Genomic DNA, 22,878 nt, shown 5'->3' on the forward strand with positions numbered 1-22,878 from the left:
GACTACCTCGCCGGATCGGCCAGTAGTTCGGCGAGCCGCCCGATGCTGTCCTCCATGCGGAAATCCACCTCCGTCACATCGAGGTCGAGTTCCTCTTGGAGGACAACGGCGAGTTCGACCAGGGCCACCGAGTCCAGGTCGAGGTCGGCGAATGTCAGCTCGGGTTTTATCCGATCCCGGGGAATGGCGAAATGCCGGCTGATCACGGTGAAAATCGCGTCTCGCACCGATGTTTCTCGGTCCATTGTCGTACTCCTCGCGGTCGGTGCGCCTGCGGATAATCTGCGCATAGTTGGATCTTTGCAAGACCCCGCCGAATAGACGAGAGGAGTAAAGGACTGAACCGAAAGTAGCTCTATTCCACCATTACTCACCGGAGGCGCACTTATGACAGTTCTCAACGCTGCCAGGATTTCCGTGGCCACGGCGTCGATTCTCGTTGTGCTCGGCTATCTCGGTCCGCGCGTGTACGACCTCGTCGCCACGCCCTATCGGCTCGATCGCGCGGTGGTGTCGGCGCACCATTACAACCCGGCGCTGCACGAGATCGTCGATCATGAGCAGGCGACGGTGGCGGCGCTCGAGCCGTTGGACAACGCACACCGGGCGTTGACAAGCGTGCTCGGCGTCGATGCGGTGGTCGCCGCGCAGCTCGACTCGTTGATAGCGCAGATCACCAACGATCTCCAGGGCATCCTCGAGCACGCGGGGACGAACGTCACCGTCCTGGTCGCGGCGCTGAACACGCTGACCGCCGAGATCACCGGTCTGCGCGGACCGTCGGACGGTGCGACGACCGCACTGGCCGGCAACCGCGCCACCCTGGCCGCCATCCTCGACAATGCCCGCGGCACCGCGGATTCCGTTCATCGCGCGCGGGTGGCCGCGGCGAGCGCCGCCGCTGATCTCGGCGGAAAGTAGGAGCCAGTGATCTTCTTCGGACGACCCGGCGGCCCGGCCCGGCTGGTGCTGTCGATCGTGACCGTCGGCGTGCTCGGCCTGCTCATCTTCGTCATGACCACTCTGAATATCCGGCTCGACCATCAACAGCGCGTCAACGAGACCAGCATCGGTGCCTCCCAGCGCGTCGTCGACGTCAACGACAAGCTGACCGGCCAGCTGCGGCAACTCACCGAGCTGACCCATACCGCGCAGAGCGCGCTCGACGCCACGACCGCGCTCGGCCCGCTACTCGCCCGGCTGCACAACGTGATCACGCCCGCCGCAAGGCAATTGGGCTCGAGCGCCGATGGGGCGCAGCACACGAAGGCGCAGCTGACCGATATCCACGACATTCTCGGCGAGGTACAGAACACCATCGTGCCGCTCGTCTCGTCGGCCGAAGGATTCGGCGATCAGGGCAAGCAGCTGCTCGCCGTCCTGCGGGGACTGGTCGGCGATCTGCAGGCCTCGGTGGCCGCGGCACAAACCATCAATCGGATGCTTCCGCTGCCCGGCTGAAGTCCCGGACCCGACCGTCGATTGGAAACCTGATGATGCCCAACGACATACACCTACTCGACACCACCGCGCTGCCCGCGCCCGGTGACTACTCCGTCGCGACCGAATGGGTGGGCCGTCTCGCCGCCGTCCTGGCCGCGGTGCTGCTCGCGCTGGTCCTGGTGTCCATTCAGAAGGGACTCGACGTCCAGCACAGCTCCCGCACCATTGTGCGCAACTTCCACGACACCAATAGCTACTTCACCGAACGGGCCGATCTCACCGCACCGGCAACCGCCCGGCGGCAGATCGAACAGCTCAAAACCGTACTCACCGAGCTGAATACGGCCGCTGCCGCCGATGCGAACCAGCTCGCCGACGTGCTGCCCGACATGCGGTCACTGCTCACCGCAGGGCAGGACGACGCGAGCATCGCGAACCAACTGCAGACGATCGCGCAGACTCTACAAGGTGCCGCAGCATCGATCCATCGCATCGCGGCGGACGCGAACTCGACGGTGACCGCAGTCAACGACCAGCTGACGGCGGCGATCGGCCTGGTCGACCAGTTGAACGCCGAATTGGGCCGCACCGCCCGCAAACTCGCGCCGATACCCGAGCAAGGCGGGTTCATTCCGGCACCCGGAGGTGCCCGATGATCACCGGGCGGGTGTTCCTGTTGACCGTGTTGCTGTTCGGCGTCGCACCGGCCGTGATCCTCGCCCTCGTCAACGGCTTCCTGCCCGCGCCACGCGATGTCAGCGATCCGCTGGGCCGACCGTCTGCCCTGAGCAATGAACTCATCGACTCCGCAGGACAATTCGACACGCTCACCGCGTCACTCACGCCCAAACACGCCCAACTCGCCGCTGGTGCACAGACTTTCGTACCACTCGCGAGTGACCTGCAGCAGCTGACCGACAAGGCCGGGGAGTTCTCCGGACTCGCGATCGGCGTCGGCAAATCCACCTCGACGATGGTCTCGATCGCCGGGCCGCTGCCCGATCTCCTGAATCACGTTGCCGGTCGGGTCGATCAAGCCGGACCGACCGTCGCCGCCCTGTCGACCTCGGTGGGTTCGGTGACGACACAACTGGAGTCGGTCCATCACGGGCTGCTGACCATCCAGATCACCCTCGGCTCCCTCGGCACGAAAGCCACCACGCTCGCGGCCACTCTGGCCACCATCCAGGAAGAAGCCGGCCACGTCTCGGAGTTCGGCCCCTTGCTGGCCATCATCGGCCCGCTGGTCAACGGGGCCGGGCCGAATTGACCTCCGCGAGAGAGATTCCCATGCTCCGTCTGTCCTGGGCACTCGCCCTGTCGTTTACCTTCTCGGCGCTCGTCGGAATTCTGATCCTGACGCGAGACCTGAGCATCACCAACGACCTCTTCAAAGATGGTGTCGCGCAGGCGAAAACCATCGATCACACCACCGATGACGCGGTCCAGGGCGTGGCGAATCTCGGTCCGGCCGACGCCGCGATCAACCAGAGCATGCCCGAGGTGGTCGGCGTGATCGATTCCCTCACCCGCGCCGACCACACCCTCGGCACCCTCGCCGACCAACTCCAAGCCTTGGCGGCGGCGCTGACGTCGGTCGATGCGCCGCTCGCCGGCATCATCCAGGTCGGTGGCGCGGCCGGTGACCAGGCCGACAAGGCGGCCGATCAGGCGGCGCGGATCGGCGACACACTAGGGCAGGCCGACGCGCATGCGCAGCTGCTCGGGCAGCGGCTGGACCAGACGCTCAGCCTCAGCGCAACCATCGATTCGAAGCTTCGGATTGCCCTGTTGCTGCCGAAAGTTGGTGGCTAGCAGTCCATTCGTGACTCGAGCCGTTGACCAGAACCCGCACTCGGCGAGGTAGGCCGCGACGCGCCGACCGGCCGCCGGAATCATGTTTCAGACCGGTCGGTACGGTACGAATAAGGTTCCGACGCGGAGGAGCTCTCGATGGACGGATTCCGGTCCCAAGCAGATCGCGCGGTCGAGTCACTGGCCGGGCGAGACGACGTCGCCCTCATCCACAACGAGCGCACGCTGACCGGGGCCGAGCTGGCCGACCTCGTCTATCGGCTGGCCGGTGCCCTGCGTGCCGCCGGAGTGGCCGCCGGTCGCCTCGTGGCGATCCATGCCGCGAACAATCCCGAGGTCGTCGCGGTGCGCATGGCAACTCACCTGCTCGGGGCGTGCAGTGCGGTCTTTCCGACCCACGCGACCGACGAACTCGTCTCGTTCACCGCAGCGGACCTGCTGGTCACCGCGCCGCGCTTCGCCAGGGCAGGCGCCTACAGTCTCGGCCCGGCCCCCGGCTGCCTCGATCTGCTCGCCCTCGCGGACTCCATGCCCGGCACACCGATCCACGGCCAGGCCTCGCCCGACGATCTGTGCTTCATCGTGTTCAGCGGCGGCACCACCGGCACCCCGAAGGGTAGCTGCCACACCTACGCCGACCACAGCTCATTCGTCGGCACGGCGAGCGAACCGCGACCACGCCTGCTGGTCGTCACGCCGCTCGCCTACCTGGCACAGACCCTCGTCGACAGCGCACTGGTGGCGGGCGGCCAGGTCGTCCTGCTGGACTCCCCCACGCCCTTCGACCCCGCCGTCATCCTCACCGCGATCGAACAACATCGCATCACGAACCTCTTCCTCGTCGAACCCCAACTATTCGCTCTCGCAACACATCCCGATCTGGCCGCGCACGACATATCCAGCATGCGGCGCCTATTCCACCTTGGCGCGTCCGCACCCGCCGCCGCCCGCCGCATCGCGCTGAATCGACTGGGCCCGATCCTCTGCCACGGCTACGGCAGCAGCGAAACCGGGCTCATCGCCATCCTCGAACCCGCCGAATACACCCGCGAACTAGCTGACACCGCCGGAAAACCGTTGCCCAACAGCCGGATACGCTTCACCAACACGAACGGAACTTCCGGCGATATCGCCGTCGCCGGGCCGGGCGTCGCCGTCGGCTACTGGCGCCGCGCCGACCTCGACGCGACCATCGCCGACGGCTGGCTCGCCACCGGCGACGTCGGCTTCCTCGACGACAACGGCTACCTGCACATCCTCGGCCGACGCCGCGACATGATCGACGGCATCTTCCCCGCCCAGGTCGAAAACCTGCTCTACCAATGCCCCGAGGTCCGTCTCACATCGGCTTTCCCTGGCGCAGAAGGGTTTTGCGCCGTCGTCGTGCCCGAACCTGGAGCCACCGTTGATCCAGCGAAACTGGCCGCCGACGCATCCACCGCGCTCGGCGTACCCCTCACCGTCACCCTCGCCGATCACGTCCCGCTGACCGAGCAAGGCAAGCCCGACCAGCAGGCGATGCGCGCGATCTAACGCGGCGGACCACGACTGTGGCCACACCAAAAGTTGCATAGACCAGCTCACCGTTCGACGGCCACACTGATCAGGAATCAACTGATCCGTGGCGTAAAACCAACGCCGCGTGGCAGTTTCGGCCTCGACAAAGGAGCACACCGTGAGCGCGGAGTCCCACATCAAGACGGTCCAGACCCTCTATGCCGCCTTCGTCCAGGGTGACATACCGGGCGTCCTGGCCACCCTCGGCGACGACATCGACTGGGCCAGCGAAACCACCTCCACCGTGGCCCCCTGGTACGGCGTCCGCCACGGCAAAGACGCCGTCTCGTCCTATCTCCAGCAACTCGCCGAAACATTGGAGATCACCGACTTCACCCCCGTCCGCTACGCCGTCACCGACTCCGACGTCCTCACCGTCGTCCATTTCCACGCCACCAACCGCGCCACCCACCGCCAGGTAACCATGAACCTGCACCACCAATTCACCCTCCACGACGACCATATCGTCTACTTCCGCGGCACCGAAGACACCGCCCAAGTCGAGGCCACCTTCCAACCGGCCTGACAGCGCGCCGCACTAGGCGAAGGTGACATTCCGACGCCGATACCGATATCTGTTGCGAGCGTTCGGATTATGACCAGCGGCCGGATCGCCGCGTGAAAACACCACCAGCACAGTCGATTCAAGCGACAATGGGAGTTGTTCTTCGGTGGGGCCCGATTTCCGACAATCCGGGCCCCACAACGGGAGTTCGCGCCCGCCCGGGTCCGGCCCCGCTGCTACAAACCTGACGATCCACGACCGACAGATCTCGGTCAGCGAGAAGGACAGTTCCATGGCAGATTCTGCGAAGAATCAGAAGTTCAACACCCTCTTCGACTGGTTCGACCAAGGCCAAGATGGCTACCTCTCCGAATCCGACTTCCACCAGATGGCCATCCTCTTCACCGCGCTACCCGGCGGTGACGCCCCGGAAAACGCGAAGGCACTACACGATGCCTTCGACAAATGGTGGAGCCTACTGCTGGCCGGTGGTGACAGTGACGGCGACGGAAAGCTCGACCGCCAAGAATTCATCACCGTCATGCAGTCCAGCGTCACCACCCCGGAAAACTTCGAAACCGCGGTACTCGCCATAGCCGACGCCTTCATGCGCATCGTCGACACCAACAACGACGGCACGCTCAGCTTCGACGAGTACGTCCGCATGTACGACAGCCTCGGTGTCGACCCGGCCCACTCCAGCGACGCCTTCCGCCGCCTGGACCGCGACGGCGACGGATCCCTCAGCTACGACGAATTCCGAACCGCTATCACCGAGTTCTACCTCAGCGACGACGAAAACGCGCCCGGCAACTGGCTTTTGGGACCACCCCACTGACAGTTTCACTTCCGGCCCCGGCAGTAACCCTGCCGGGGCCGGAAACGTCAGACGAGCCAGGACTTCCCGCCGGGGTAGTCGTCGAAATCGTCGGGCCAGTCGGATGGGCCGACAATCGACGGATCAGCGCGTGCGGAAATATGCGAATCTGGCTGCGTTACCGGGATTTCCGGGGACCACTTCCAAATGAACCGGTCCGAGGTCCGCAACTCCTCGAGCTCAGGCGGCAACGGCCGTGCGAGCGCCTCGATGTCCGACCATCGGCACTCACCGTTCTGCACCCGGATCGCATAGGCGACAAGTTCCGGCGATGCCCCCGGTCGCGCCGCCAGCAGTCGCATGAATTCTTCGTCGATCTCGGTCGGCTCGTCCAGAAACGCTTGCAGATCGAAGTTGTCCAGCCGAATCCGCGCCGTCCGCAGATCGTCCACCGCGTCCATCAAGCCGCGGTAGGCGGCCTCGACCGCCGGATCGGCGTTCGGGTCGGGGCCGGACCCGTGTAGCGGCCTCATGCGTTGTCCCATGGCTGCGTGCCGGCGCCCACGTCGTAGTCGGTGGGCCGGTTGTTGGTCTGGCTGAGGTCGGCTGCTTTGCGCGCATCGTTCAGGATGTCGGCGGCCTTGACGCCCTTGGCGAACGGCTCGACCAGCTCCTCGAACTTCTGATTCCCCTTGTCCTGCGCGGCCTTCACCGGATCCTTGATGACCTCGAGGAACTTCTTGGTCGCGTCGACGAGCTTCTGGATCTTATCCACCAGGGTCAGCGCGTCGCTCACGATTTTCGCCAATTTGATGGCCAGTTCGGTGATTTGGGCGGTCCAACCCACCACCGGAATCTTCTTGAAAGCAAACTTGAAGACATCCGTGATGCCGTCGATCTTGACTTGACTCTCGAGCAGTTCCCAGAGCCATTTCAGCACTGAGCGGACCGCGTCGCGGATCTCGTCGGAGACCTTGCCGAGCGCCTCGCCGAGGATCCGCCCGGTCGGACCCTCCCACTGCATCGCCGCGATCTGCTTGCTCGCCCAGTCGTTGAACGACAGCGCGGCCTTGCCGTTCCAATGCGGGTCGAGGCGTTTGACGCCCGATTCGAGATTCTTCCCGCAGTTCTCCATCGCCTCGCCGGCGATCTTGTACGCCTCACCGATCCGCCGAATCTCGGTCCAGTTTCCGGGAATTGGCTTGAGCGCCTCACCGAGCGGGTCGTACTCCCGGCCGACGCTCTTGGTAAGGCGTTTCACGGTGTCGTTGACGGCGCCGAGCGGCGGCGCCACATCGCCGATCAGTGCGATCAGTTCCTCTTTGTTGCCGGACGGCGCATCGAGTTTCACCTCCTGCGGCTTCGGATACTGCGCGGCCGATTCGTAGGGACTCGTCGCGCCGACCGCCTCCTTGTCGGAGTAGACCGGTACCGACTGATCGCCGGTGGCCAGCAGATTGGTTTTGTGCCGGTTCAGCGCCTCATAGGTCTGCCGGTCTTTGTCGTGGTAAAGCCACGCCGCGTTGTTCAGTTCGAGGGCGGTGTCGGCGGTCACCGTGCCGATGCTCAGCATGCGCTGCCGGGTCAGCTCCGCGAAGGACTTCAACGGATCGAGCAGGTCATCGATGATGATCGCGCTGACCCACTCCGCAGGCGGCCCTTCCTTCTGGATGAACTCGGACGCATGCCACGCGTCTTTGCCGATGTCGGTCATCAATTTGCTCAGTCCGGCGATTTCCGACGGTGTCGCCTCGAACTGTTCACCCATGTATCTCCGCCCTATCCCCTAGCCGGTTTTGCGTATCGACCGCACGATCGAATCGATGTCTTCCTGCTTCAATGCGTTCTTCAGGTCGATGTGACGTTCCACGACGAAGACCGCCACTTCCGCGCTCGCGTAGCCCGGTGTGGCGATGACGTCGAACTCCGCCGAGTCGGGCTCGCACGATGCTCGCTTCGGGATGCTGGAGATCGCGGCGGTGTAGCGCACGGCAGGCCTGCCGCTGATCTCGAACTCGATTGGTCCGCGAATCTCGACCGCCGGCCGTCCCCCGGCCTTGGCGTCGCTGAACAACCGCGCGGCCTTGTCGATCTCTTGCCGCGCGGCCGACCCGACGTCGATACCGTTGCGTCCGGTGACGCCGACATAGGCAAGCTTCGAGGTGTCGATCTCCGGGCAATAGCCGACTCGGTACCTGCTCACCGCCGCATAGGTGGCGATCGTTGCCTGCCCGGACTCGTCGACATAGCCGAGTACCGTCTCGTTGCTCGCCAGCCAGTCGGTCCCGGACGGCACCGCATAAGTGAGCCCGTATCGAGTCGGCACGGGCTGGGGCATTCCGTTCGGCGCGGGAGTCATCGACGGCGGAAATTCCAGGTATGGAAATCCCGGCGGCAGGGCCGGCTCGACCGGGCCTGCGTTGCGTGGTGGGGGTCGCCACGCGGACGCTGTGCTCGCCACCGAGTCCTGATTGTCCAGATTCGGATTCCCGGTCTGCGTGACGTACACCACGAAGCCCGCGGCGAAGCCGACCGCCAGGACAATGCGCACCAGCCGAATTCGCCAGCTCACCGGACCGCGGCGAACGAGATCGCGCAGGAACGGGCCGACGCGATGCCACTGATCCCACCCCAAAGTTCCCCTCCTACTGCAAATCGTTGGCAACGATAACATCGCCGTCGAGGCCGCCCCCGGCGTATGTCCCCGCTCCCGATACAGTCGGGTCAGCATCGTGCCGACGCGAGCGAGCGGCCGACGATTCATCGACCGGGTAGCTGCCCGGCACGATAGGGGGGCGATCCGAACGTGATCCAGCGACAGAGTTCATCGACAGCGGGCAGGTCATCGCGGCTCAGCCGTTGTACGCGGACCGTGGCGACCGGGTTGGGGCTCCTGAGCACCATTGGTGCGCTTGCCGCTTGTTCCTCCGCTGAGCAGAGCGCCGCAACGCCCACCACCGCGGTGGCGAGTCCGGCGTCTTCGACGCCTGCGGCCCAGCCGGTGCCTGGGATCAAGGTGGCGGTCCCGCCCGCCGCCGATCAGGTCGTGCCGCGGCTCGTCGCGTTCGATCCGTGTTTCCGGGTGCGCGATTCGCTCATCGATCGAGTCGGATTCGATCCGGGGAGTCGCGAACGGTATGTCGCCGAAGTGACGTCCATGACGACGTTGACCCATATCGGCTGTACTTTCCGCAGGGTTGCGCTGGTCGACGGGGTCGAGGCATTCACCGGATCCCTCTCCATTACGACGAACACCGACAAGGTCGCGGAGTTCGGCGACAGCAAGCGGAACCAGGTGATCGGCACCGATCCGATCAATGGTCGACCCGCCGTTGTCTACCGATCGCCGGCGGCCATTCCCACCTGCGACGCCGCCGTCGAAGCACCGGACGGCACCCTGCTGATCTCGCTGACCGTTCCGCCCGCACCCGTCCCGGTTCCCGAGGCGTGCAGCCAGATTCGAGAGATAGCGACCGTCATCGCGTCGGCATTGGACGGCTGAGGGGCGGGTCCATCTGATTCACGCCAGTTCGTTGTCGGGACCGAGCACGATGCGCGGCGAACGGGTCGGGTCCAGCCAGCGCAGGACGCGGAGCAGGTCGGTTCGGGCGAGGGTGACGCAGCCGGAGGTGTCGCCGGATCCGTTGACGTGCAGGAAGATCGCGCTGCCCGCGCCGGGGACGGCCGGCACGTTGTAGGCGATGAACGCGAGGTAGTCGTATGCCGGAGTGACCTGCCACAACGCCTCGCTCGCGCCGCCGGGATCGGTACCGTGCTGGAAGGTGTTGTAGCCGACGGTCGATGGGTTCCCGTTCCACCAATCACCTTCGGTGAGCTGATGATACGGGTAGCGCGTCCCTGGATCTGGGGCGTTGCCGTACATGGTGTCTCCGAAGCCGTACACGCCGGACGGTGTCGACGGCACCGACTCCCGGTGGTGGTCGCTGAAGCCTTGTTCGCCGATTCTGGCTACCATCGCGGGGAACGCGGGATGCCAAGCGCCGTCGAGTTTTTCGAATGTTTCCACGGTCGCGTAAGTGGTTGCGGCGGTGGGCGCGTGCACGATCACCGCCTGGCCGGTGGCCGCCGGAAGAGCGCGCAGCACCGGCGTGAGATCGGGGCCGCCACATACCGAACTCGTGGCCGCGACGACGCCCGAGACCAGCAGCCCGATGACGCACTGGGTGGCGGTCATGGCGTCAGATCCAGGCGCCGACGGCGAGGAACGCGCAGACCAGCACGAACAGGATGCCCATCAGTGGGACAACGAACCGCGCGTAACGGTCGTAGCGCACCTTCGCCAGGGCAATACCGCCGGTGACCACCGCCGTGGTCGGGGTGACCAGGTTGGCCCAGCCGGACGCCGACTGCCATGCGGTAACCACCAGGGAGCGCGGCACATTCGCGAAATCGGCCAGCGGCGCCATGATCGGCATGACGAGGGTGGCGTGGCCGGAACTGGACGGAATCAGGAAGCCCAGTGGGATATTCACCAGAAACACCGCGACCGCGAACAGCGCCGACGAGGTGCCGGTCACCACGCCTTCCAGCGCATGCAGTGCAGTGCTGGTGATTTCGCTGTTGTTCATGATGACGGTCACGCCACGAGCCAGCACGATCACGATGCCCGCACCGACAAAGTCGCCGAAGCCCTTTCCGATCGCCTCGGACATCTTGTTCTCCCCCAGCCCGCCGACGAGCCCGATCAGCACCGCGCCGACCAGGAACAGCGCGGTGAGTTCGGGGAAGTACCAATCCAATTCCCACCCGAACCGCGCGGCCTCGGGTCCGTTGATCACCTCGGCCCACGGAATGATCGCGAAGATCATGAACGCGAAGGTGAGCGCGACCAGCCAGAGCACCGCGGCCTGCCTGCGGGTCATCGGGTCCGGCGCGTGATCCTCGGCGCGCACGTCGCGATCACCGGGTTGCCAACCCGACCAAGACTTTTCGGGATCACGCTGGACTCGTCGCGCGTACCAGAGCACGTATCCGACGGTCACCGCGGTGAGCACCACCAGCATGGCGATGCGCAGCAGAATGCCGTCGCCGATGGGCACACCGGCGGCCGAGGACGCGGTGCCGGTCGCGAACGGGTTGACGGTCGAACACAGCATGCCGATGCCCGCCCCGCAGATGATCGCGCCGACCGCCGTCATCCGGTCGTAGCCGAGCGCCAAGGTCAACGGCACCAATAGCGCGTAGAAGCCGAGGGTTTCCTCCGCGAATCCCTCCACCGTGCCCGCGATCGCGAACACCACCATGACGCCGACGATCAGCAGCGCGGACCGGCTGCGCAGCCGATAGGCCAGCTGCCCGATACCGCTGTCGAGCGCGCCGGTGGCGAAGGCGACGGTGATGAACGCGCCGACCGCCAGCACGAACAGGAATACCGCCGCCGCGCCGTAGAGGTTGCCGGACAGGTCGGGACCCACCTGTCCGGTCTTGGTGTCCTGAATTCCGTAGAGCCCGTTGATCGGTGAGAGGAACAGGTCACGCAGCCGCGCGCCGAAGTTCTTGGCGTCCTCGACGCGATGGTAGGTCCCGGCGATCGGGCGGCCCTTGTCGTCGGTGCTGTAGGTGCCAGGCGGAATGATGAATGCCGCGAGCCAAACCAGCAGCGCGACACCGGCGAGGATCGTGTAGGTCGAGGGAAAGAACCACTTCTTGCGCGAAGGCTCGGATTCTGGTGCAGCCGTTGCTGTTTCAGCGTTGCTCATCGGCGAAACCCGGCGGCGAAGAGGGTGAAGAATTCGGCTTCGGCGAGCGCGACGTTCTCGATCTCACTCAGCAGCACCCGCTCGTTGAACCCGTGCAGGTTGCACTTGGCGTCCTCGGCACCGAGCAGCAGCACCTCGGCATCCGGATTGGCCGCGGCCAACGCGTTCGTGAGCGGAATGGAGCCGCCCATCGCGGAGTCGACCGCGTCGGCACCCCACGCTTTCTTCATCGCCGCACGCATTGCCGTATAGGCCGGACCGGTTGTCGCGGCGGCGAACCCGCGCCCGACGTCACCGCCGGTGACCTCGAGTTCGATACCGAAAGGCTTGACCTTACGCAGGTGTTCGATCACAGCCCGCTGCCCTTCGGCCGGGTCCTGTTCCGGATGAACGCGCACATTGAGATAAGCCCGCGCATGCGGAACAACCGCGGACGCAGCAGATTTCACCGGCGGCGCGTCGAGGCCGATCACCGTGATCGCGGGCCCGTACCAGATCCGCTCTCCGATCGGGCCGGTGCCGAGCAGCGGCATTCCCGGTGCCATGCCGGTGATTTCGGCGAATTCCGCGTCGGTGTAGTTCGCGCCGGTCCACGTGTCACGACGCAAGCCCTCGACGGCGACGTTGCCGTCGGCGTCGTGCAAGGTCGTCAGCGCGGCCATCAACGCGAGCAATGCGTCCGGCGCAGCACCGCCGAATTGACCGGAATGGACCGGAGCGTCGAGCGTGCGAACCTCGACGAACACATCGGCGACGCCGCGCAGCGCGGTGGTCAGCGTCGGGGTCCCCGCGCGAATATTGCCCGCATCACAGATCAGCAGGGCGTCGGCCTGAAACAGGTCAGGTTGCTCGGCCGGATAGTCGTCGAACGCCGACCCATATTCCTCCTGCCCTTCGATGACAACGATGATCCCAACCGGCGGCTTGCCACCGTGCGCCCGAAGTGCGCCGATATGCGCGACCACGTTCGCCTTACAGTCGGCGGCACCACGCCCATAGATCGCCCCGTCCCGCTCGACCGGCGTGAACGGCGTTGTATCCCAAAGCTTTTCGTCACCCGACGGCTGGACGTCGTAATGCCCGTACAGCAGCACAGTCGGCGCGCCCGGCGGGGCTGGGATGCGCCCGTAGACGACCGGAGCGGTATCGGGCAGCCGCAGCACCCGAATGTCATCGACCCCGGATTTTCGCAACTCATCGGCAACACGATCATGCGCGCGCTGCACGTTCTCGGCGGGATAGTCGGGAAAAGCGATGGACGGGATCGAAATCAACTCTTTGAGCACATCCGTGAGCTCCGGCAGCAGATCACCGACGATCACACGCAGGTCACCGCGCTGGTTCATGCCGCACATGGAACCACTCATCACCCCCGCTTCAGCAAAGCCTCGGCGATGTTTACCCAACAGAGACCGAAGAGGCGGTTCGCTCAGGTCGGTAATGTCTGTCCGGTGACCGACGCTAGCGACCTGATGCGGATGTATCTGGTTGATCCAGACCAGCCTTTCCCATCTGTCGAGCTCGCGGATCCGTCCGGACTGGTCGCGTTGGGCGGGGATCTATCGCCAGAGCGGCTGCTGGGCGCCTATTCCGCGGGCATCTTTCCCTGGTACGACCCCGGCGAAATGATCCATTGGTATTGCCCGGACCCGCGGACCATTCTGGTGCCGACCGACCTGCGGGTGAGCAAGTCCTATCGCCGATCTGTCAGCAACGCCGACTACGCGGTGACGATGGATCGTGCCTTCGCCGAGGTGATGTCGAATTGCGCCGGACCGCGTGCCAAGGAGACCGGAACCTGGATCGGCGCCGACATGCTGGCCGCCTACCTGCGCCTACACCAACTCGGTCACGCGCACTCAGTCGAGGTATGGCGCGACGGCGACCTTGTCGGCGGCCTCTACGGCGTCGCCTGCGGCCGCTCCTTCGCCGGCGAGTCCATGTTCTCCCGCGCCCGCGACACCTCCAAGGTCGCGCTGTATTGGCTCTGTACCCAGCTGGCCGCCTGGGATTTCGCCCTCATCGACTGCCAGGTCGCCTCCAGTCACCTCACCTCACTCGGCGCCATCGACCTCCCCCGCACCGACTATCTGCATCTACACACCCGATCCACCGCCCGCCCCGGCCTCCCCGGCCCCTGGCAGTTCGAGATCCCAGTCCCCAACTCCCCCAACCACTTACCGGCGTGAACGATCCGGCAGAAACAGCCGGCTGGTGTTCATGAGGCGCCGAACAGTCGGCGGACGTCGGTTACCTTCGCTACTTCGGGGTCGCTGATCTCGAAGTATTCGGCGGGTGAAACATGGTGGGCAGAAGCGATGACGGCGGCGGGCACGGATTGGATCTTTGTGTTCAATGCCCGCACATTGCCGTTGTATAACCGCCGCGCCGCGGCGATGCGGTCTTCGATATCGGCCAGGTCGTTTTGCAACGCTTGGTAGTTTCGCACGGTGCCCATGGTGGGGTACTGCTCGGCGAGTGCCCGCAAGCTGCCCAATGCCGTGGTGAGCGCGTTTTCCGCGGTCGCAACCTCCGAGACGTCTGTGGCCCGGTGTCCCTGAGAGGGTGCCGACGTGCCGGCGACGTGTGCGCGATTGCGTGCCTCGACTAACGCTGTCAAACTTCCACCTTCGAAGGCCGCCGCCTGCTCGACCGTTGCGACCAGATTCGGCACCAGGTCGTGGCGGCGTTGCAGTTCGACGCCGACCTGCTGCCAAGATTCGGCCACCAGGTTCCGCAACCGCACAAAATCGTTGTATACCGCGAAGTACCAGAGGATCACGATCACCGTTCCCGCCAGGGCTACGAGGATACCGACGGTGCTGCTCATGCCACATTCCTTTCCGAAGCGGTCGCTGTCGCAGTCCCGTCGGACCACACAAACCGCGGGATGCCTTCAGCGATTACCCGCATCGAGTCGAAGACCGCGGCGATCTCCCAGGGACGATTGCCGAGCGTGGTCACGCCGACCAAGCGATTCCCGGCGATCTCGAATTTGGTCAGCAGCACCGCTGGTTCGCGTCGGCCGAGGCCGATCAGCCGGTCGATGGTACGCGGGGTGAAAACCGCATGCGCGAAAGCCGGATTCGAGCAGTACACCGCGAATTTGTCGTTGAAGTCGGCGGATTCGAACTCCACCCGGGTGCCGGCGGTGGTGTCGAAGTTCGGGCCCATCGTCAACCGGGGCAGTGCCGTGGGAAGTTCCAGAACGAAAACATTCCGGTAGTGGGTGCTCACGTTGATTTTGTTGTTGTTGAGCCAGGTGAGATGGAAGAAGCTCGCCGGGTAGGCGCCGACGCTGCCTTCCATAGCGTCCCGAACCCGCATGCGCCGCGCCCGGCGGATGGTGAACGGCGGGAAGTTCCACTCCGGTACCGCCCAGCCGGCCGCACGTTGATAGCTGAACCCGTGTTGCTCGGCCCATCGCGCGGTCCACCGTTTCCGGAACGCCTTGACGATCAGCCCCGAGGGCAGGAAGGCCAGAAACGGCGTTGCGGGCAACAGTATCCACGAGATCGGTCTCCCGTGATCGCGCCACCAGATGCCCTGCACGATTACCAGCACCACGAACGTAATGAACGTCAACGTGTTGAGAAAGCGAGGCCGCGCCCAGATCGGACCCCTCGCACTCTGATCATCGGCCATGCCACCCACTGCTTCTCCTCGTGTCACACCGCGGGCGCGGATGCCTCAATGATCTTCACGAGACTTGCGATGTCCTTATGAACGGCTGATGGTCGAGTCCCAGGCCCAATACGGTTACCGGGTCAGACAACTCGGCAAACGTCTGCTTCCTTCGAGGTTTGCGCCGCGACCTTCGCGTCGTGCTTGGTCCGTGCCACCGTGCTGATCGCGACGAGCGCGACGATCCCCACCACGCCGGCGAAGGTGCTCGTCGACGGGGTGAGCCGCTGGTCGGGCAGTTGCAGGAAGAACGCGAACAGCGGCGAGAGCGTCAGCAGGATCGACGCGGTGATCGGCTCGGTGTGTTTGATGCCGACCTGCAACAGGTACAGCGGCACCGCGACGCCGACCACCGCGATCATCAGCGACGGGAGGAACGCCGCCCGCACGCCCGGATGTTCGTTGATCGCGACCAGCGTCCAGGTCACAGCCAGCATCAGGAAGAACCGCACCGCCAGCACCGACTGCGGCTTCAGGTTCGCCTCGCTCAGCCGCTTGGAGTAGATCACGTTCGTCACCGAGCCCAGCCCGGTGAGCAGCGTGAGCGCGATACCGATGGCGGTGTCCATAGTGGACCGTTCGCCGACTGCGCTGCGTCCGGTGAACGAGCCCCAGACCAGCAGCGCGATCATCACGCCGATGAACAGCGAGATGACGACCTCGGTGCGCAGCACCTTCGTCCCGGGCCGCAGCACGGGGCTGACCAGCACGGTCAGCAGTGGGCCGAGCGCGAGCCCCACCACGTTCACGATCGCCGGTTCGAGGAACTTCAGCGCGTACAGCATCGACAGCCAGGTCACGGCGGTCGTCACGTTGATCATGATCACGTCGTAGCGGTTGTCCCGCAGCGGACGCAGCGCCGCCGCCGGGCCGCGCCGGATCAGGTCGCCGCCGAGGAAGAACACGGCGGCGAGGGTGAACGAGATCGCCGCGACCGTCGCCGGGTCGTGCGCCTGAAACTGGTTGCCCGCGAAGACGTCGAGTGCCGCAGTGAGCAACGCGAAGCCGGTCAGGGGCAGAAACCCCTGAGTCAGCAGCGTCCGGGGAGTTTCGGTCATACCCACACGATTCGAAATAGATTGGGAGCCAGTGCTATTAGTGATCCGTCCGCATTATGCCGACCCCGGCGCAGTTCTCGGTCCCGCCGGAACCGACCTCGATCCGGATGGTCCGCTCACCGCCGCCGACCTGGACGGCGCGCAGCAGGTGCGAACCAGCGGCGTGCGGCGTCCACGTGGCGAGAACGCCACCGTCGACGCTGGCCTCGCTCGCGCTCGGCGGATCGAACTCGCCGTCCTGGCTGTCGTAGAAACTGAGGTAGGCGCCGGGCTCGGTCGTCACTCGCGCGATGTAGGTGCAGCCCGCGACGAAGACTCCCGGATCCCAGGGCGCCGTCACCTCGAAGGCTGTGATCTCGGCGGACGCGGCGGGCGCGGTCAGCACCAGTGTGGCCACCATCGCACCCATCATCGACATCGCAGATTTGTGCGATCGGAGCATGCAGAGTCCTTTCGAGGCACAGCGAACGTAGACCGCCCCAGAGCTTATCGATCGGAGCGCACTGCTGGGAGCACCATTTATAGGGGCTGCCTTGTGTGGCTCCGATGCCACCGCGCAGGTCCAGCCCACCTGCACCACTATCGATTACGCGCTCGCGACGCCCACCCAGCCGTACTCCACCGGCCGACTGCGACTCAGTGAGAACACACTGAACTGCCGCGACCCGGGCTGATCGCGCGCTTGACCGGGCTGTGTACCTGATGCCGCAGGTCACAGGGACGGCCGGTGGTCACATGTCGTACGGTTTGATCAGCACGCGGTGCTGAGCGTTCTCCATGACGGCCTGGAAGGGTTCCTCATGATCGACGATCAAGCCGACCTCGCACGGCACAACCTGCCATTCGACGACAATCTGTGGGACGCGGTCGCGGTGGCGTTCGAGCGGCATACCGGACGGCGGGCGGCGATCGCCGCGAACGGTGTCGGGTTCATCCTGATCGCCGTGCAGCTGGCCGTGCTCAGCATTCCGTGGAGCGGCGGGCATTCGCATTTCCGGCATGACGCCGTCGTGGTCAGCACGTTCGGGTTGGTGTACTTCACCCTCGCGGTGCTCATCGGTATCCGCCGGGGCGAGCGTCGTGCCGATCGGGCGTTCGGCTGGGTGCGCCAGCGGCGGGCGCCGACCGCTGAAGAACGGTCGCTGACGCTGGGCTTCCCCTCGGCCGAGGCGATCGACGAGTTCGGCGGCTGGTTCCTCGGGGCGATCCTGATCGCGGTCGTGCACGCGGTGCTGCAGTATCCGGTGCTGTACACGATGCGGGTCGGCATCATCATCGCGCTCGGCGGCCTGACCAGCGGTGCCCTGTCGTATCTGCTGCTGGAACGGGTCGCCCGGCCGGTGCTGCGCATCGTCCTGGACGGCGAGGCACCGCCGGCCGGTGCCGTGCTCGGACTGCGCGGGCGGCTGATCCTGTCCTGGTTACTCAGCGGCGCCGTGCCCGTGGTGCTGCTCGGCACCGCGGCGCTCGGCCTGACGCCCGCGGAGCGAACCTGGTTACCGGTGTCGCTGTCCGTGCTCGCCGCGTTGAGCGTCGTCGCGGGTCTCGCCTTCACCGCCGCGATGGCCTGGTCGCTGGTCGAGCCGGTGATCGGCTTGCAGGCCGCGCAACGACGGGTGCAAAACGGCGACCTGACCGCGCAGATCCCGGTCGATTACGGCGGCGAGGTGGGCCAACTCCAGGCCGGGTTCAACCACATGGTCGAGGGCATGCGCGAACGGGAACGGTTGCATGACCTGTTCGGCCGTCATGTCGGCACCGAGGTCGCCCGCTTCGCGCTGACCGGCGACGTGCGCGTCGGCGGCGAGCGGCGCCCGGCCAGCGTGTTGTTCGTCGACTTGATCGGGTCGACCGCGCTGGCCGAGCGGCTGGCGCCGGAAGCGATGGTGACGATGCTCAACGACATGTTCGCGGCAGTCGTGGGCTGCGTCGGTGCCGAGGGCGGTTGGGTGAACAAGTTCGAGGGCGATGCCGCACTGTGCGTATTCGGCCCACCCGACAACACCATCGGGCACGCCGCCGCGGTCCTGCGCGCCGCACGATCGCTGCGGACCGCACTGGCCGCGCTCGCCGAGCATTATCCCGAACTCGACGCCGCGATCGGAGTGTCGAGCGGTGTTGTCGTGGCGGGCAATATCGGCGCCGAGCATCGCTACGAGTACACCGTGATCGGCGACCCGGTGAACGTGGCCGCCCGCCTCACCGAACAAGCCAAGTTGGTGCCCGAGCGGATCCTGGTCGCCTACGACACGATCGCCGATGCGGCCGACGAGGCCCAGTGGTGGCAGCCGCACAACACGCTGATGCTGCGCGGCCGCTCCACACCGACCAAGACCTTCGCTCCCGTCCCGGTCAACGACCCGACGGGGGCGCGGGCCTGAGCTGCTCGAGAGTTGCCGGGAGCTCGTACTCGGCGAGTACCCGCTGGACCAGTTCGGTGAGCTGCTCGGCGTCGACCAGCTTCGGGGCGTGAAACCCGTTGACGCGCAACGTCATTTCCCCACCGGATTCGAAGAGCGACACGTACAGATTGCCGCCGCGTTCGGTCACGACGGTGCGCGAGCCGAGGCTCTGATTCACCAGGCCGAGCCTGATCGTCGAGGCCGGGCCGCCGTCGACGCGCAGCATCGCCGGGTCGATTTCGCCGAGATTGGAACACACCGAGACGGTCGCGTCAGCGGCGACCTTGCGCACCAGCACCGCGAACAACCGGCGCGGTAGCGCTATTGCGAGCGGAATCAACGGTGGGGCAGGCTGTCCCACGGCCGCACGCAACTTCTCCTTCATCAGCGCGCGCAACGGTGCCAAGTCGGTGAGCATTCCGTCCCGGAGGTCCACCTCGAAATCAATGGAGGACAAGGCATTCGCGCGACGATCCGCCTCGGTGCGGGTGCTCACCGGCATCATCATCCTGGCCCGGCCCTGGTCGTCGGTGCGACCGATCTCGGTGGCGATGGCCGCGGTCACCGCGACCGCCAGCGTGGTTGCGGAGCCGCCGCGAGTGCGGGCGGCCGCATGCCACAGTGCCGCCGGAACCGTCGCGTCGACCGACGGCAGATGGAAGTTCGGGTCTTCCTCGGTACTTCCTTTGGCTTCGCCGCGCTTGGCAACCATCATCTGCACCGCCAGGCCGACGGCCTGCACCAGCACTCGGCCGCGACGCGCGGCATCGCGAAAATCACCGGACAGCAAACGCATTCGCCCGAATTCATCCGACCTATAGTCCAGGTCGAAGGACTTTCCCGCGACCGCCTCCACAATCGCGTCGCAGAAGGCGCGACCATCGGCGATAGTGTGCGAAGCCAACAGTGAAACGGCGCTTTCACCGTTATCGCAGGCGGTCACGGCCAACCGCCACGCCGGACCGCCGAAGGTCCGCAATTCCGCACGGCCTTGCTCGGCGATCCACGTCTCCAGCTCACCACGCGGAATGGGCGCCTCGGTCACCTCGACCGGACCGAATTCGGCTCGCGCACTCCACCGGTCACCCGCGGCCGGAATCGTCGCGGCCGCGACCACCCGCCCCAACCTGCCGTCCTGCAACGCGGCGTGAAAGTCCGTAAGTCCGGCCATATCCACCGGACGGTCGTAGCGCCAGACCGCCTGTATCGCCAAGGTCCCACCCAGCGCGGAATGCCCCCGCGCACTGACACAATCTATGTCGCCCAGTCGGTACGCCATCGTAAATCTCCCTCGAGTTGCCGCAGCAGCTACAGCGATGCCGAGCTGCCCGGCCGGACATAGCATCCGGTCGGGCAACCCTGCGGTCAACTCTGTATCGGAAGGGCGGCCCGCTCTGTATCACCTCGATTGAGTGAGGTCGTAAACCGTGCTGTCACCAACTGTGATGGCAGTGAAATTAGTTTTCACCCAGGCGGTGATTTCGCTTGAGCTGCCCTCGGATTCGTGGTCCGGACCGTGTCCCGCGGCGTCGTCGGCGATGAAGTACTCGAGGGCGCCGTTCGCGACGTACTGCTGGAACTGTGCCAGGGTCGGCGAGTTGTCACTGCCGGTGAATCCGCCGATCGCCATGATCGATGTGCCGGTGGCGAGTTCGAGGCTACCTGCGGTGTGTGCACCGATAGTTGCTGCGGCCCAGCGACCGGTGGAGTTCTTCAGCAGTTCCTGCAACGCCGTGTTGTTGTTCGAGACCGAGCTGCCCGGCCCACCGCCGTCGTGATCGCCTGCCCGATCGGTGGTCTCGGCGTCGGACGTTGTCGCCGGCGTTTCGCCTGGCCCTCCCTCACCTGGGCCTCCCCCACCTGGGCCTCCTGCACCTGGCCCGCCGCCGAATCCGCCGTCTGCGACCGGGCCGGAACTCGGAATGGAGCCGGTGTGTGGCGTCGCCACGGTATCGAGCGCGTAGGCGGTCTGGCCCGCCAGTCCGAACAACATTCCAGCGAGCGCGACGGCGGCCGTGAACCTGCCCAGTCGGTGCGCACCGAACACGACGATCGCGGCTACCACTGCCGAGCCGATCAGCACGATCCAGCGCAGCGCCGGATACCAGTCAGGAGTGCGGTCCAGCAGAACGAAATTCCACACACCAGTAGTCACGGACATAACGCCGAGCACGAGGCGGGTAAGCATCGACTGCTTGCCGCGCCACAACTCGACCACCGTGATCCCCACTAGCGCGGCGATGGCAGGCGCGAGGGCGACGGTGTAGTACGGATGAATCGTGCCCTGCATGAAGCTGAACACGATACCTGTCACGAAAAGCCAACCGCCCCACAGCAACAGGGCCGCACGACCGCGCCCGACCCGGGGACTGCGGCGGGTGAACCACAATCCTGCCACCAGACCGATCAGTGCCGCAGGCAGAAGCCAGGAGATCTCGGTGCCCATCGAGGCACCGAACAGGCGGGTGATTCCGGTACTTCCCCCGAATGCGGTGCCGCCACCTCCGCCACCACCACCGTTGCCCGAACCACCGAGCACCCGGCCCAGCCCGTTGTAACCGAGGGCGAGATCGAGCAGGCTGTTGTCGGTCGAACCGCCGATAAAGGGGCGGGAATCACTGGGCCACAGACTCACCAGAACGACAAACCAGCCACCCGAAACCACCAGTGCGACAACGGCTCCGAGCAGCTTTCCGATCCGACGCCACAGACTGATCGGAGCCGCCACTAGGAAAACCAGCCCGAACGCGGGCAGCACCAGGAACGCCTGCAACATCTTGGTCAAGAACCCCAACCCGACCGCGACACCCGCCAGCGCAAGCCAACGCCCACTACCGTTCTCGGTCGCGCGGACCGTGCAATACGCCGCCGCGACAAGCAGCAGCACCAGCAGCGCATCCGGATTGTTGAACCGAAACATCAGCGCCGCAACAGGAGTCAGCGCCAGCACCACACCGGCGAGCAACCCGGCGGCCGGACCACTCCACCGCCGCACCGCGCCGTACAGCAACCCGACTGAAGCCACTCCCATCAACGCCTGCGGCAACAGCATCGAGAACGAGCTGAAGCCAAAAACCCTGCCGGACAAGCCCATCACCCACAGCGACGCGGGCGGCTTGTCGACGGTGATGGCATTGCCCGCGTCCAGCGAACCGAACAGCAGGGCCTTCCAGCTCTGCGTGCCCGCCTGCACCGCGGCCGCGTAGAAGTCGTTGGCCCAACCGGATCGGCTCAACCCCCACAGATACAGAACGGACGTCACCGCCAGCAGCAGCCACAGCCCGGGGCGCGCCCATCTCGGCTGCGCAGGCGAGCCGTACAACAGCCGGGTCACTCGCGATTCATCGTCGGCCGAGCCGTGCATTACGGACGGCACAGCATCGAACGCCGTGTGCGGTCTCGAGGTAGCAGTAGACATCTCACGATCGTCGTCGGGCGGTGTGGGTCGGATCTTTGCGTGAGCTGTGCGTTCCCTGTGCACCGGAGGCGACGCCCGACCCTCGCAGCCGTTCATAGCTGACGCATAGCTTCGCCCCATCTCGGGCAAACATCGGGCCTCGACGATTGCCGTGTCGGCCCGGTGGGCCGGCGGTCTCGAAGCCGAGATCCGACACGAGGAGGAACCCGTATGAGAATCAAGTCGAAGCTGGCGAAGACCGCGCTGGCCACAGGTCTGGCCATCGGCGTGCTCGGCATCGGCGCCGGTGTGGCGAGCGCTGATCCCGGCCACGATCAGCAGCCGGGCCACGGGCAGGACCAGCATCCGGGCCCTGGTTCGCAGCCCGGCCCGCAGCCAGGTCCGAGCCCGCAGCCTGCCGGCCATGGCTTCTGGCTCTTCGGTCAATGGATCCCGCTGCCCTGATCCTCGAACCGGTGA

Annotated in this window: 25 protein-coding genes; 12 read left to right on the forward strand and 13 right to left on the reverse strand. The window is 65.6% G+C overall.

Annotated elements, in window-relative coordinates; all coding sequences use genetic code 11:
• Positions 1-2: 2 nt before the first annotated feature.
• A complete protein-coding gene (locus ACFWF1_RS26260) occupies positions 3-245 on the reverse strand; it encodes an acyl carrier protein (RefSeq protein WP_379287716.1) in 243 nt (80 codons plus the stop codon).
• Positions 246-387: 142 nt separating this feature from the next.
• Here ACFWF1_RS26260 and ACFWF1_RS26265 point away from each other — a divergent pair, with 142 nt between their 5' ends.
• The 8 genes from ACFWF1_RS26265 (at position 388) to ACFWF1_RS26300 (ending at position 6,158) form a co-directional block, all read left to right on the forward strand.
• The gene (locus ACFWF1_RS26265; protein ID WP_379287718.1) at positions 388-921 is read left to right on the forward strand and encodes a hypothetical protein; all 534 of its coding nucleotides are present in this window, start codon (positions 388-390) and stop codon (positions 919-921) included.
• A 6-nt stretch (positions 922-927) separates the two neighbouring features.
• Positions 928-1,461, forward strand: a complete 534-nt coding sequence (locus tag ACFWF1_RS26270; RefSeq protein ID WP_379287720.1) for a hypothetical protein — start codon at positions 928-930, stop codon at positions 1,459-1,461.
• Between the two features lie 35 nt (positions 1,462-1,496).
• Positions 1,497-2,099, forward strand: coding sequence for a hypothetical protein (locus tag ACFWF1_RS26275; protein ID WP_379287722.1), 603 nt, complete (start codon positions 1,497-1,499; stop codon positions 2,097-2,099).
• Positions 2,096-2,713, forward strand: a complete 618-nt coding sequence (locus tag ACFWF1_RS26280; RefSeq protein WP_379287724.1) for a hypothetical protein — start codon at positions 2,096-2,098, stop codon at positions 2,711-2,713. The genes ACFWF1_RS26275 and ACFWF1_RS26280 overlap by 4 nt, the downstream gene beginning before the upstream one ends.
• Before the next feature lie 20 nt (positions 2,714-2,733).
• Complete coding sequence (locus ACFWF1_RS26285) at positions 2,734-3,258, forward strand: hypothetical protein (RefSeq protein ID WP_379287726.1); 525 nt, start codon at positions 2,734-2,736, stop codon at positions 3,256-3,258.
• A gap of 138 nt (positions 3,259-3,396) precedes the next feature.
• Positions 3,397-4,791, forward strand: a complete 1,395-nt coding sequence (locus tag ACFWF1_RS26290; RefSeq protein WP_379287728.1) for a class I adenylate-forming enzyme family protein — start codon at positions 3,397-3,399, stop codon at positions 4,789-4,791.
• A gap of 142 nt (positions 4,792-4,933) precedes the next feature.
• On the forward strand, positions 4,934-5,341 hold the full coding sequence (locus tag ACFWF1_RS26295; RefSeq protein WP_379287730.1) for a nuclear transport factor 2 family protein: 408 nt from the start codon (positions 4,934-4,936) through the stop codon (positions 5,339-5,341).
• 271 nt (positions 5,342-5,612) lie between these two features.
• Positions 5,613-6,158, forward strand: a complete 546-nt coding sequence (locus ACFWF1_RS26300) for an EF-hand domain-containing protein (RefSeq protein WP_379287731.1) — start codon at positions 5,613-5,615, stop codon at positions 6,156-6,158.
• Between the two features lie 47 nt (positions 6,159-6,205).
• Here ACFWF1_RS26300 and ACFWF1_RS26305 read toward each other — a convergent pair whose 3' ends face one another.
• From ACFWF1_RS26305 to ACFWF1_RS26315, 3 genes are read right to left on the reverse strand one after another with little or no spacing between them, the layout of a single operon-like run.
• Positions 6,206-6,670: a hypothetical protein gene (locus tag ACFWF1_RS26305; RefSeq protein WP_379287733.1), complete on the reverse strand. Its 465-nt coding sequence runs from the start codon at positions 6,668-6,670 to the stop codon at positions 6,206-6,208.
• Positions 6,667-7,905 carry a hypothetical protein gene (locus ACFWF1_RS26310; RefSeq protein WP_379287734.1) on the reverse strand — a complete coding sequence of 413 codons (1,239 nt, stop codon included), beginning with the start codon at positions 7,903-7,905 and terminating at the stop codon, positions 6,667-6,669. Before ACFWF1_RS26310 ends, ACFWF1_RS26305 begins: the two co-directional genes overlap by 4 nt.
• An 18-nt stretch (positions 7,906-7,923) precedes the next feature.
• Positions 7,924-8,772 (reverse strand): hypothetical protein, encoded by an 849-nt coding sequence (locus ACFWF1_RS26315; protein ID WP_379287736.1) that lies wholly within the window; start codon positions 8,770-8,772, stop codon positions 7,924-7,926.
• 237 nt (positions 8,773-9,009) lie between these two features.
• On the opposite strand from ACFWF1_RS26315, the gene ACFWF1_RS26320 reads away from it, so the two are divergent.
• Positions 9,010-9,639, forward strand: coding sequence for a DUF3558 domain-containing protein (locus ACFWF1_RS26320; RefSeq protein ID WP_379287738.1), 630 nt, complete (start codon positions 9,010-9,012; stop codon positions 9,637-9,639).
• An 18-nt stretch (positions 9,640-9,657) separates the two neighbouring features.
• On the opposite strand, the gene ACFWF1_RS26325 is transcribed toward ACFWF1_RS26320, so the two are convergent.
• The 3 genes from ACFWF1_RS26325 to ACFWF1_RS26335 are packed head-to-tail and all read right to left on the reverse strand — an operon-like array spanning position 9,658 to position 13,203.
• A complete protein-coding gene (locus tag ACFWF1_RS26325) occupies positions 9,658-10,332 on the reverse strand; it encodes a L,D-transpeptidase (protein ID WP_379287740.1) in 675 nt (224 codons plus the stop codon).
• Positions 10,333-10,336: 4 nt separating this feature from the next.
• Positions 10,337-11,857: a YfcC family protein gene (locus tag ACFWF1_RS26330; protein WP_379287742.1), complete on the reverse strand. Its 1,521-nt coding sequence runs from the start codon at positions 11,855-11,857 to the stop codon at positions 10,337-10,339.
• Complete coding sequence (locus tag ACFWF1_RS26335; RefSeq protein WP_379287743.1) at positions 11,854-13,203, reverse strand: M20/M25/M40 family metallo-hydrolase; 1,350 nt, start codon at positions 13,201-13,203, stop codon at positions 11,854-11,856. The genes ACFWF1_RS26330 and ACFWF1_RS26335 overlap by 4 nt, the downstream gene beginning before the upstream one ends.
• Before the next feature lie 105 nt (positions 13,204-13,308).
• On the opposite strand from ACFWF1_RS26335, the gene aat reads away from it, so the two are divergent.
• The gene (gene aat / locus ACFWF1_RS26340) at positions 13,309-14,046 is read left to right on the forward strand and encodes a leucyl/phenylalanyl-tRNA--protein transferase (protein WP_379287745.1); all 738 of its coding nucleotides are present in this window, start codon (positions 13,309-13,311) and stop codon (positions 14,044-14,046) included.
• Between the two features lie 29 nt (positions 14,047-14,075).
• On the opposite strand, the gene ACFWF1_RS26345 is transcribed toward aat, so the two are convergent.
• The 4 genes from ACFWF1_RS26345 to ACFWF1_RS26360 all read right to left on the reverse strand — a co-directional run bounded on the left by ACFWF1_RS26345 (position 14,076) and on the right by ACFWF1_RS26360 (position 17,017).
• The gene (locus ACFWF1_RS26345; RefSeq protein WP_379287747.1) at positions 14,076-14,687 is read right to left on the reverse strand and encodes a LemA family protein; all 612 of its coding nucleotides are present in this window, start codon (positions 14,685-14,687) and stop codon (positions 14,076-14,078) included.
• Positions 14,684-15,442, reverse strand: a complete 759-nt coding sequence (locus tag ACFWF1_RS26350) for a DUF3137 domain-containing protein (RefSeq protein ID WP_379287749.1) — start codon at positions 15,440-15,442, stop codon at positions 14,684-14,686. The genes ACFWF1_RS26345 and ACFWF1_RS26350 overlap by 4 nt, the downstream gene beginning before the upstream one ends.
• A gap of 182 nt (positions 15,443-15,624) precedes the next feature.
• Positions 15,625-16,599 carry an EamA family transporter gene (locus ACFWF1_RS26355; RefSeq protein ID WP_379287750.1) on the reverse strand — a complete coding sequence of 325 codons (975 nt, stop codon included), beginning with the start codon at positions 16,597-16,599 and terminating at the stop codon, positions 15,625-15,627.
• A 37-nt stretch (positions 16,600-16,636) separates the two neighbouring features.
• Entirely contained in the window at positions 16,637-17,017 is a 381-nt protein-coding gene (locus ACFWF1_RS26360) for a hypothetical protein (RefSeq protein ID WP_379287752.1), read from the reverse strand.
• A gap of 382 nt (positions 17,018-17,399) precedes the next feature.
• On the opposite strand from ACFWF1_RS26360, the gene ACFWF1_RS26365 reads away from it, so the two are divergent.
• Entirely contained in the window at positions 17,400-18,980 is a 1,581-nt protein-coding gene (locus ACFWF1_RS26365; protein ID WP_379287754.1) for an adenylate/guanylate cyclase domain-containing protein, read from the forward strand.
• On the opposite strand, the gene ACFWF1_RS26370 is transcribed toward ACFWF1_RS26365, so the two are convergent.
• Together ACFWF1_RS26370 and ACFWF1_RS26375 are read right to left on the reverse strand one after the other, a co-directional pair.
• Positions 18,952-20,280: a hypothetical protein gene (locus ACFWF1_RS26370; protein ID WP_379287756.1), complete on the reverse strand. Its 1,329-nt coding sequence runs from the start codon at positions 20,278-20,280 to the stop codon at positions 18,952-18,954. The genes ACFWF1_RS26365 and ACFWF1_RS26370 overlap by 29 nt on opposite strands.
• Positions 20,281-20,400: 120 nt before the next feature.
• Positions 20,401-22,365: an ArnT family glycosyltransferase gene (locus tag ACFWF1_RS26375; protein ID WP_379287889.1), complete on the reverse strand. Its 1,965-nt coding sequence runs from the start codon at positions 22,363-22,365 to the stop codon at positions 20,401-20,403.
• A 264-nt stretch (positions 22,366-22,629) separates the two neighbouring features.
• Between ACFWF1_RS26375 and ACFWF1_RS26380 the strand changes: the two genes are divergently transcribed.
• Positions 22,630-22,863: a hypothetical protein gene (locus tag ACFWF1_RS26380; RefSeq protein ID WP_379287758.1), complete on the forward strand. Its 234-nt coding sequence runs from the start codon at positions 22,630-22,632 to the stop codon at positions 22,861-22,863.
• The last annotated feature ends 15 nt before the right edge of the window (positions 22,864-22,878 follow it).

Source organism: Nocardia sp. NPDC060255 (assembly GCF_042727395.1).
Taxonomy (GTDB): domain Bacteria; phylum Actinomycetota; class Actinomycetes; order Mycobacteriales; family Mycobacteriaceae; genus Nocardia.

Excerpts from the sequence above, each read along its gene's own strand:
- ACFWF1_RS26260 (WP_379287716.1), bottom strand. The coding sequence starts at position 245 with ATGGACCGAGAAACATCGGTGCGAGACGCGATTTTCACCGTGATCAGC.
- ACFWF1_RS26265 (WP_379287718.1), top strand. The coding sequence starts at position 388 with ATGACAGTTCTCAACGCTGCCAGGATTTCCGTGGCCACGGCGTCGATT.
- ACFWF1_RS26275 (WP_379287722.1), top strand. The coding sequence starts at position 1,497 with ATGCCCAACGACATACACCTACTCGACACCACCGCGCTGCCCGCGCCC.
- ACFWF1_RS26280 (WP_379287724.1), top strand. The coding sequence starts at position 2,096 with ATGATCACCGGGCGGGTGTTCCTGTTGACCGTGTTGCTGTTCGGCGTC.
- ACFWF1_RS26285 (WP_379287726.1), top strand. The coding sequence starts at position 2,734 with ATGCTCCGTCTGTCCTGGGCACTCGCCCTGTCGTTTACCTTCTCGGCG.
- ACFWF1_RS26290 (WP_379287728.1), top strand. The coding sequence starts at position 3,397 with ATGGACGGATTCCGGTCCCAAGCAGATCGCGCGGTCGAGTCACTGGCC.
- ACFWF1_RS26300 (WP_379287731.1), top strand. The coding sequence starts at position 5,613 with ATGGCAGATTCTGCGAAGAATCAGAAGTTCAACACCCTCTTCGACTGG.
- ACFWF1_RS26305 (WP_379287733.1), bottom strand. The coding sequence starts at position 6,670 with ATGAGGCCGCTACACGGGTCCGGCCCCGACCCGAACGCCGATCCGGCG.
- ACFWF1_RS26310 (WP_379287734.1), bottom strand. The coding sequence starts at position 7,905 with ATGGGTGAACAGTTCGAGGCGACACCGTCGGAAATCGCCGGACTGAGC.
- ACFWF1_RS26325 (WP_379287740.1), bottom strand. The coding sequence starts at position 10,332 with ATGACCGCCACCCAGTGCGTCATCGGGCTGCTGGTCTCGGGCGTCGTC.
- ACFWF1_RS26330 (WP_379287742.1), bottom strand. The coding sequence starts at position 11,857 with ATGAGCAACGCTGAAACAGCAACGGCTGCACCAGAATCCGAGCCTTCG.
- ACFWF1_RS26335 (WP_379287743.1), bottom strand. The coding sequence starts at position 13,203 with ATGAACCAGCGCGGTGACCTGCGTGTGATCGTCGGTGATCTGCTGCCG.
- ACFWF1_RS26345 (WP_379287747.1), bottom strand. The coding sequence starts at position 14,687 with ATGAGCAGCACCGTCGGTATCCTCGTAGCCCTGGCGGGAACGGTGATC.
- ACFWF1_RS26355 (WP_379287750.1), bottom strand. The coding sequence starts at position 16,599 with ATGACCGAAACTCCCCGGACGCTGCTGACTCAGGGGTTTCTGCCCCTG.
- ACFWF1_RS26360 (WP_379287752.1), bottom strand. The coding sequence starts at position 17,017 with ATGTCGATGATGGGTGCGATGGTGGCCACACTGGTGCTGACCGCGCCC.
- ACFWF1_RS26365 (WP_379287754.1), top strand. The coding sequence starts at position 17,400 with ATGATCGACGATCAAGCCGACCTCGCACGGCACAACCTGCCATTCGAC.
- ACFWF1_RS26370 (WP_379287756.1), bottom strand. The coding sequence starts at position 20,280 with ATGGCGTACCGACTGGGCGACATAGATTGTGTCAGTGCGCGGGGGCAT.
- ACFWF1_RS26375 (WP_379287889.1), bottom strand. The coding sequence starts at position 22,365 with ATGCACGGCTCGGCCGACGATGAATCGCGAGTGACCCGGCTGTTGTAC.
- ACFWF1_RS26380 (WP_379287758.1), top strand. The coding sequence starts at position 22,630 with ATGAGAATCAAGTCGAAGCTGGCGAAGACCGCGCTGGCCACAGGTCTG.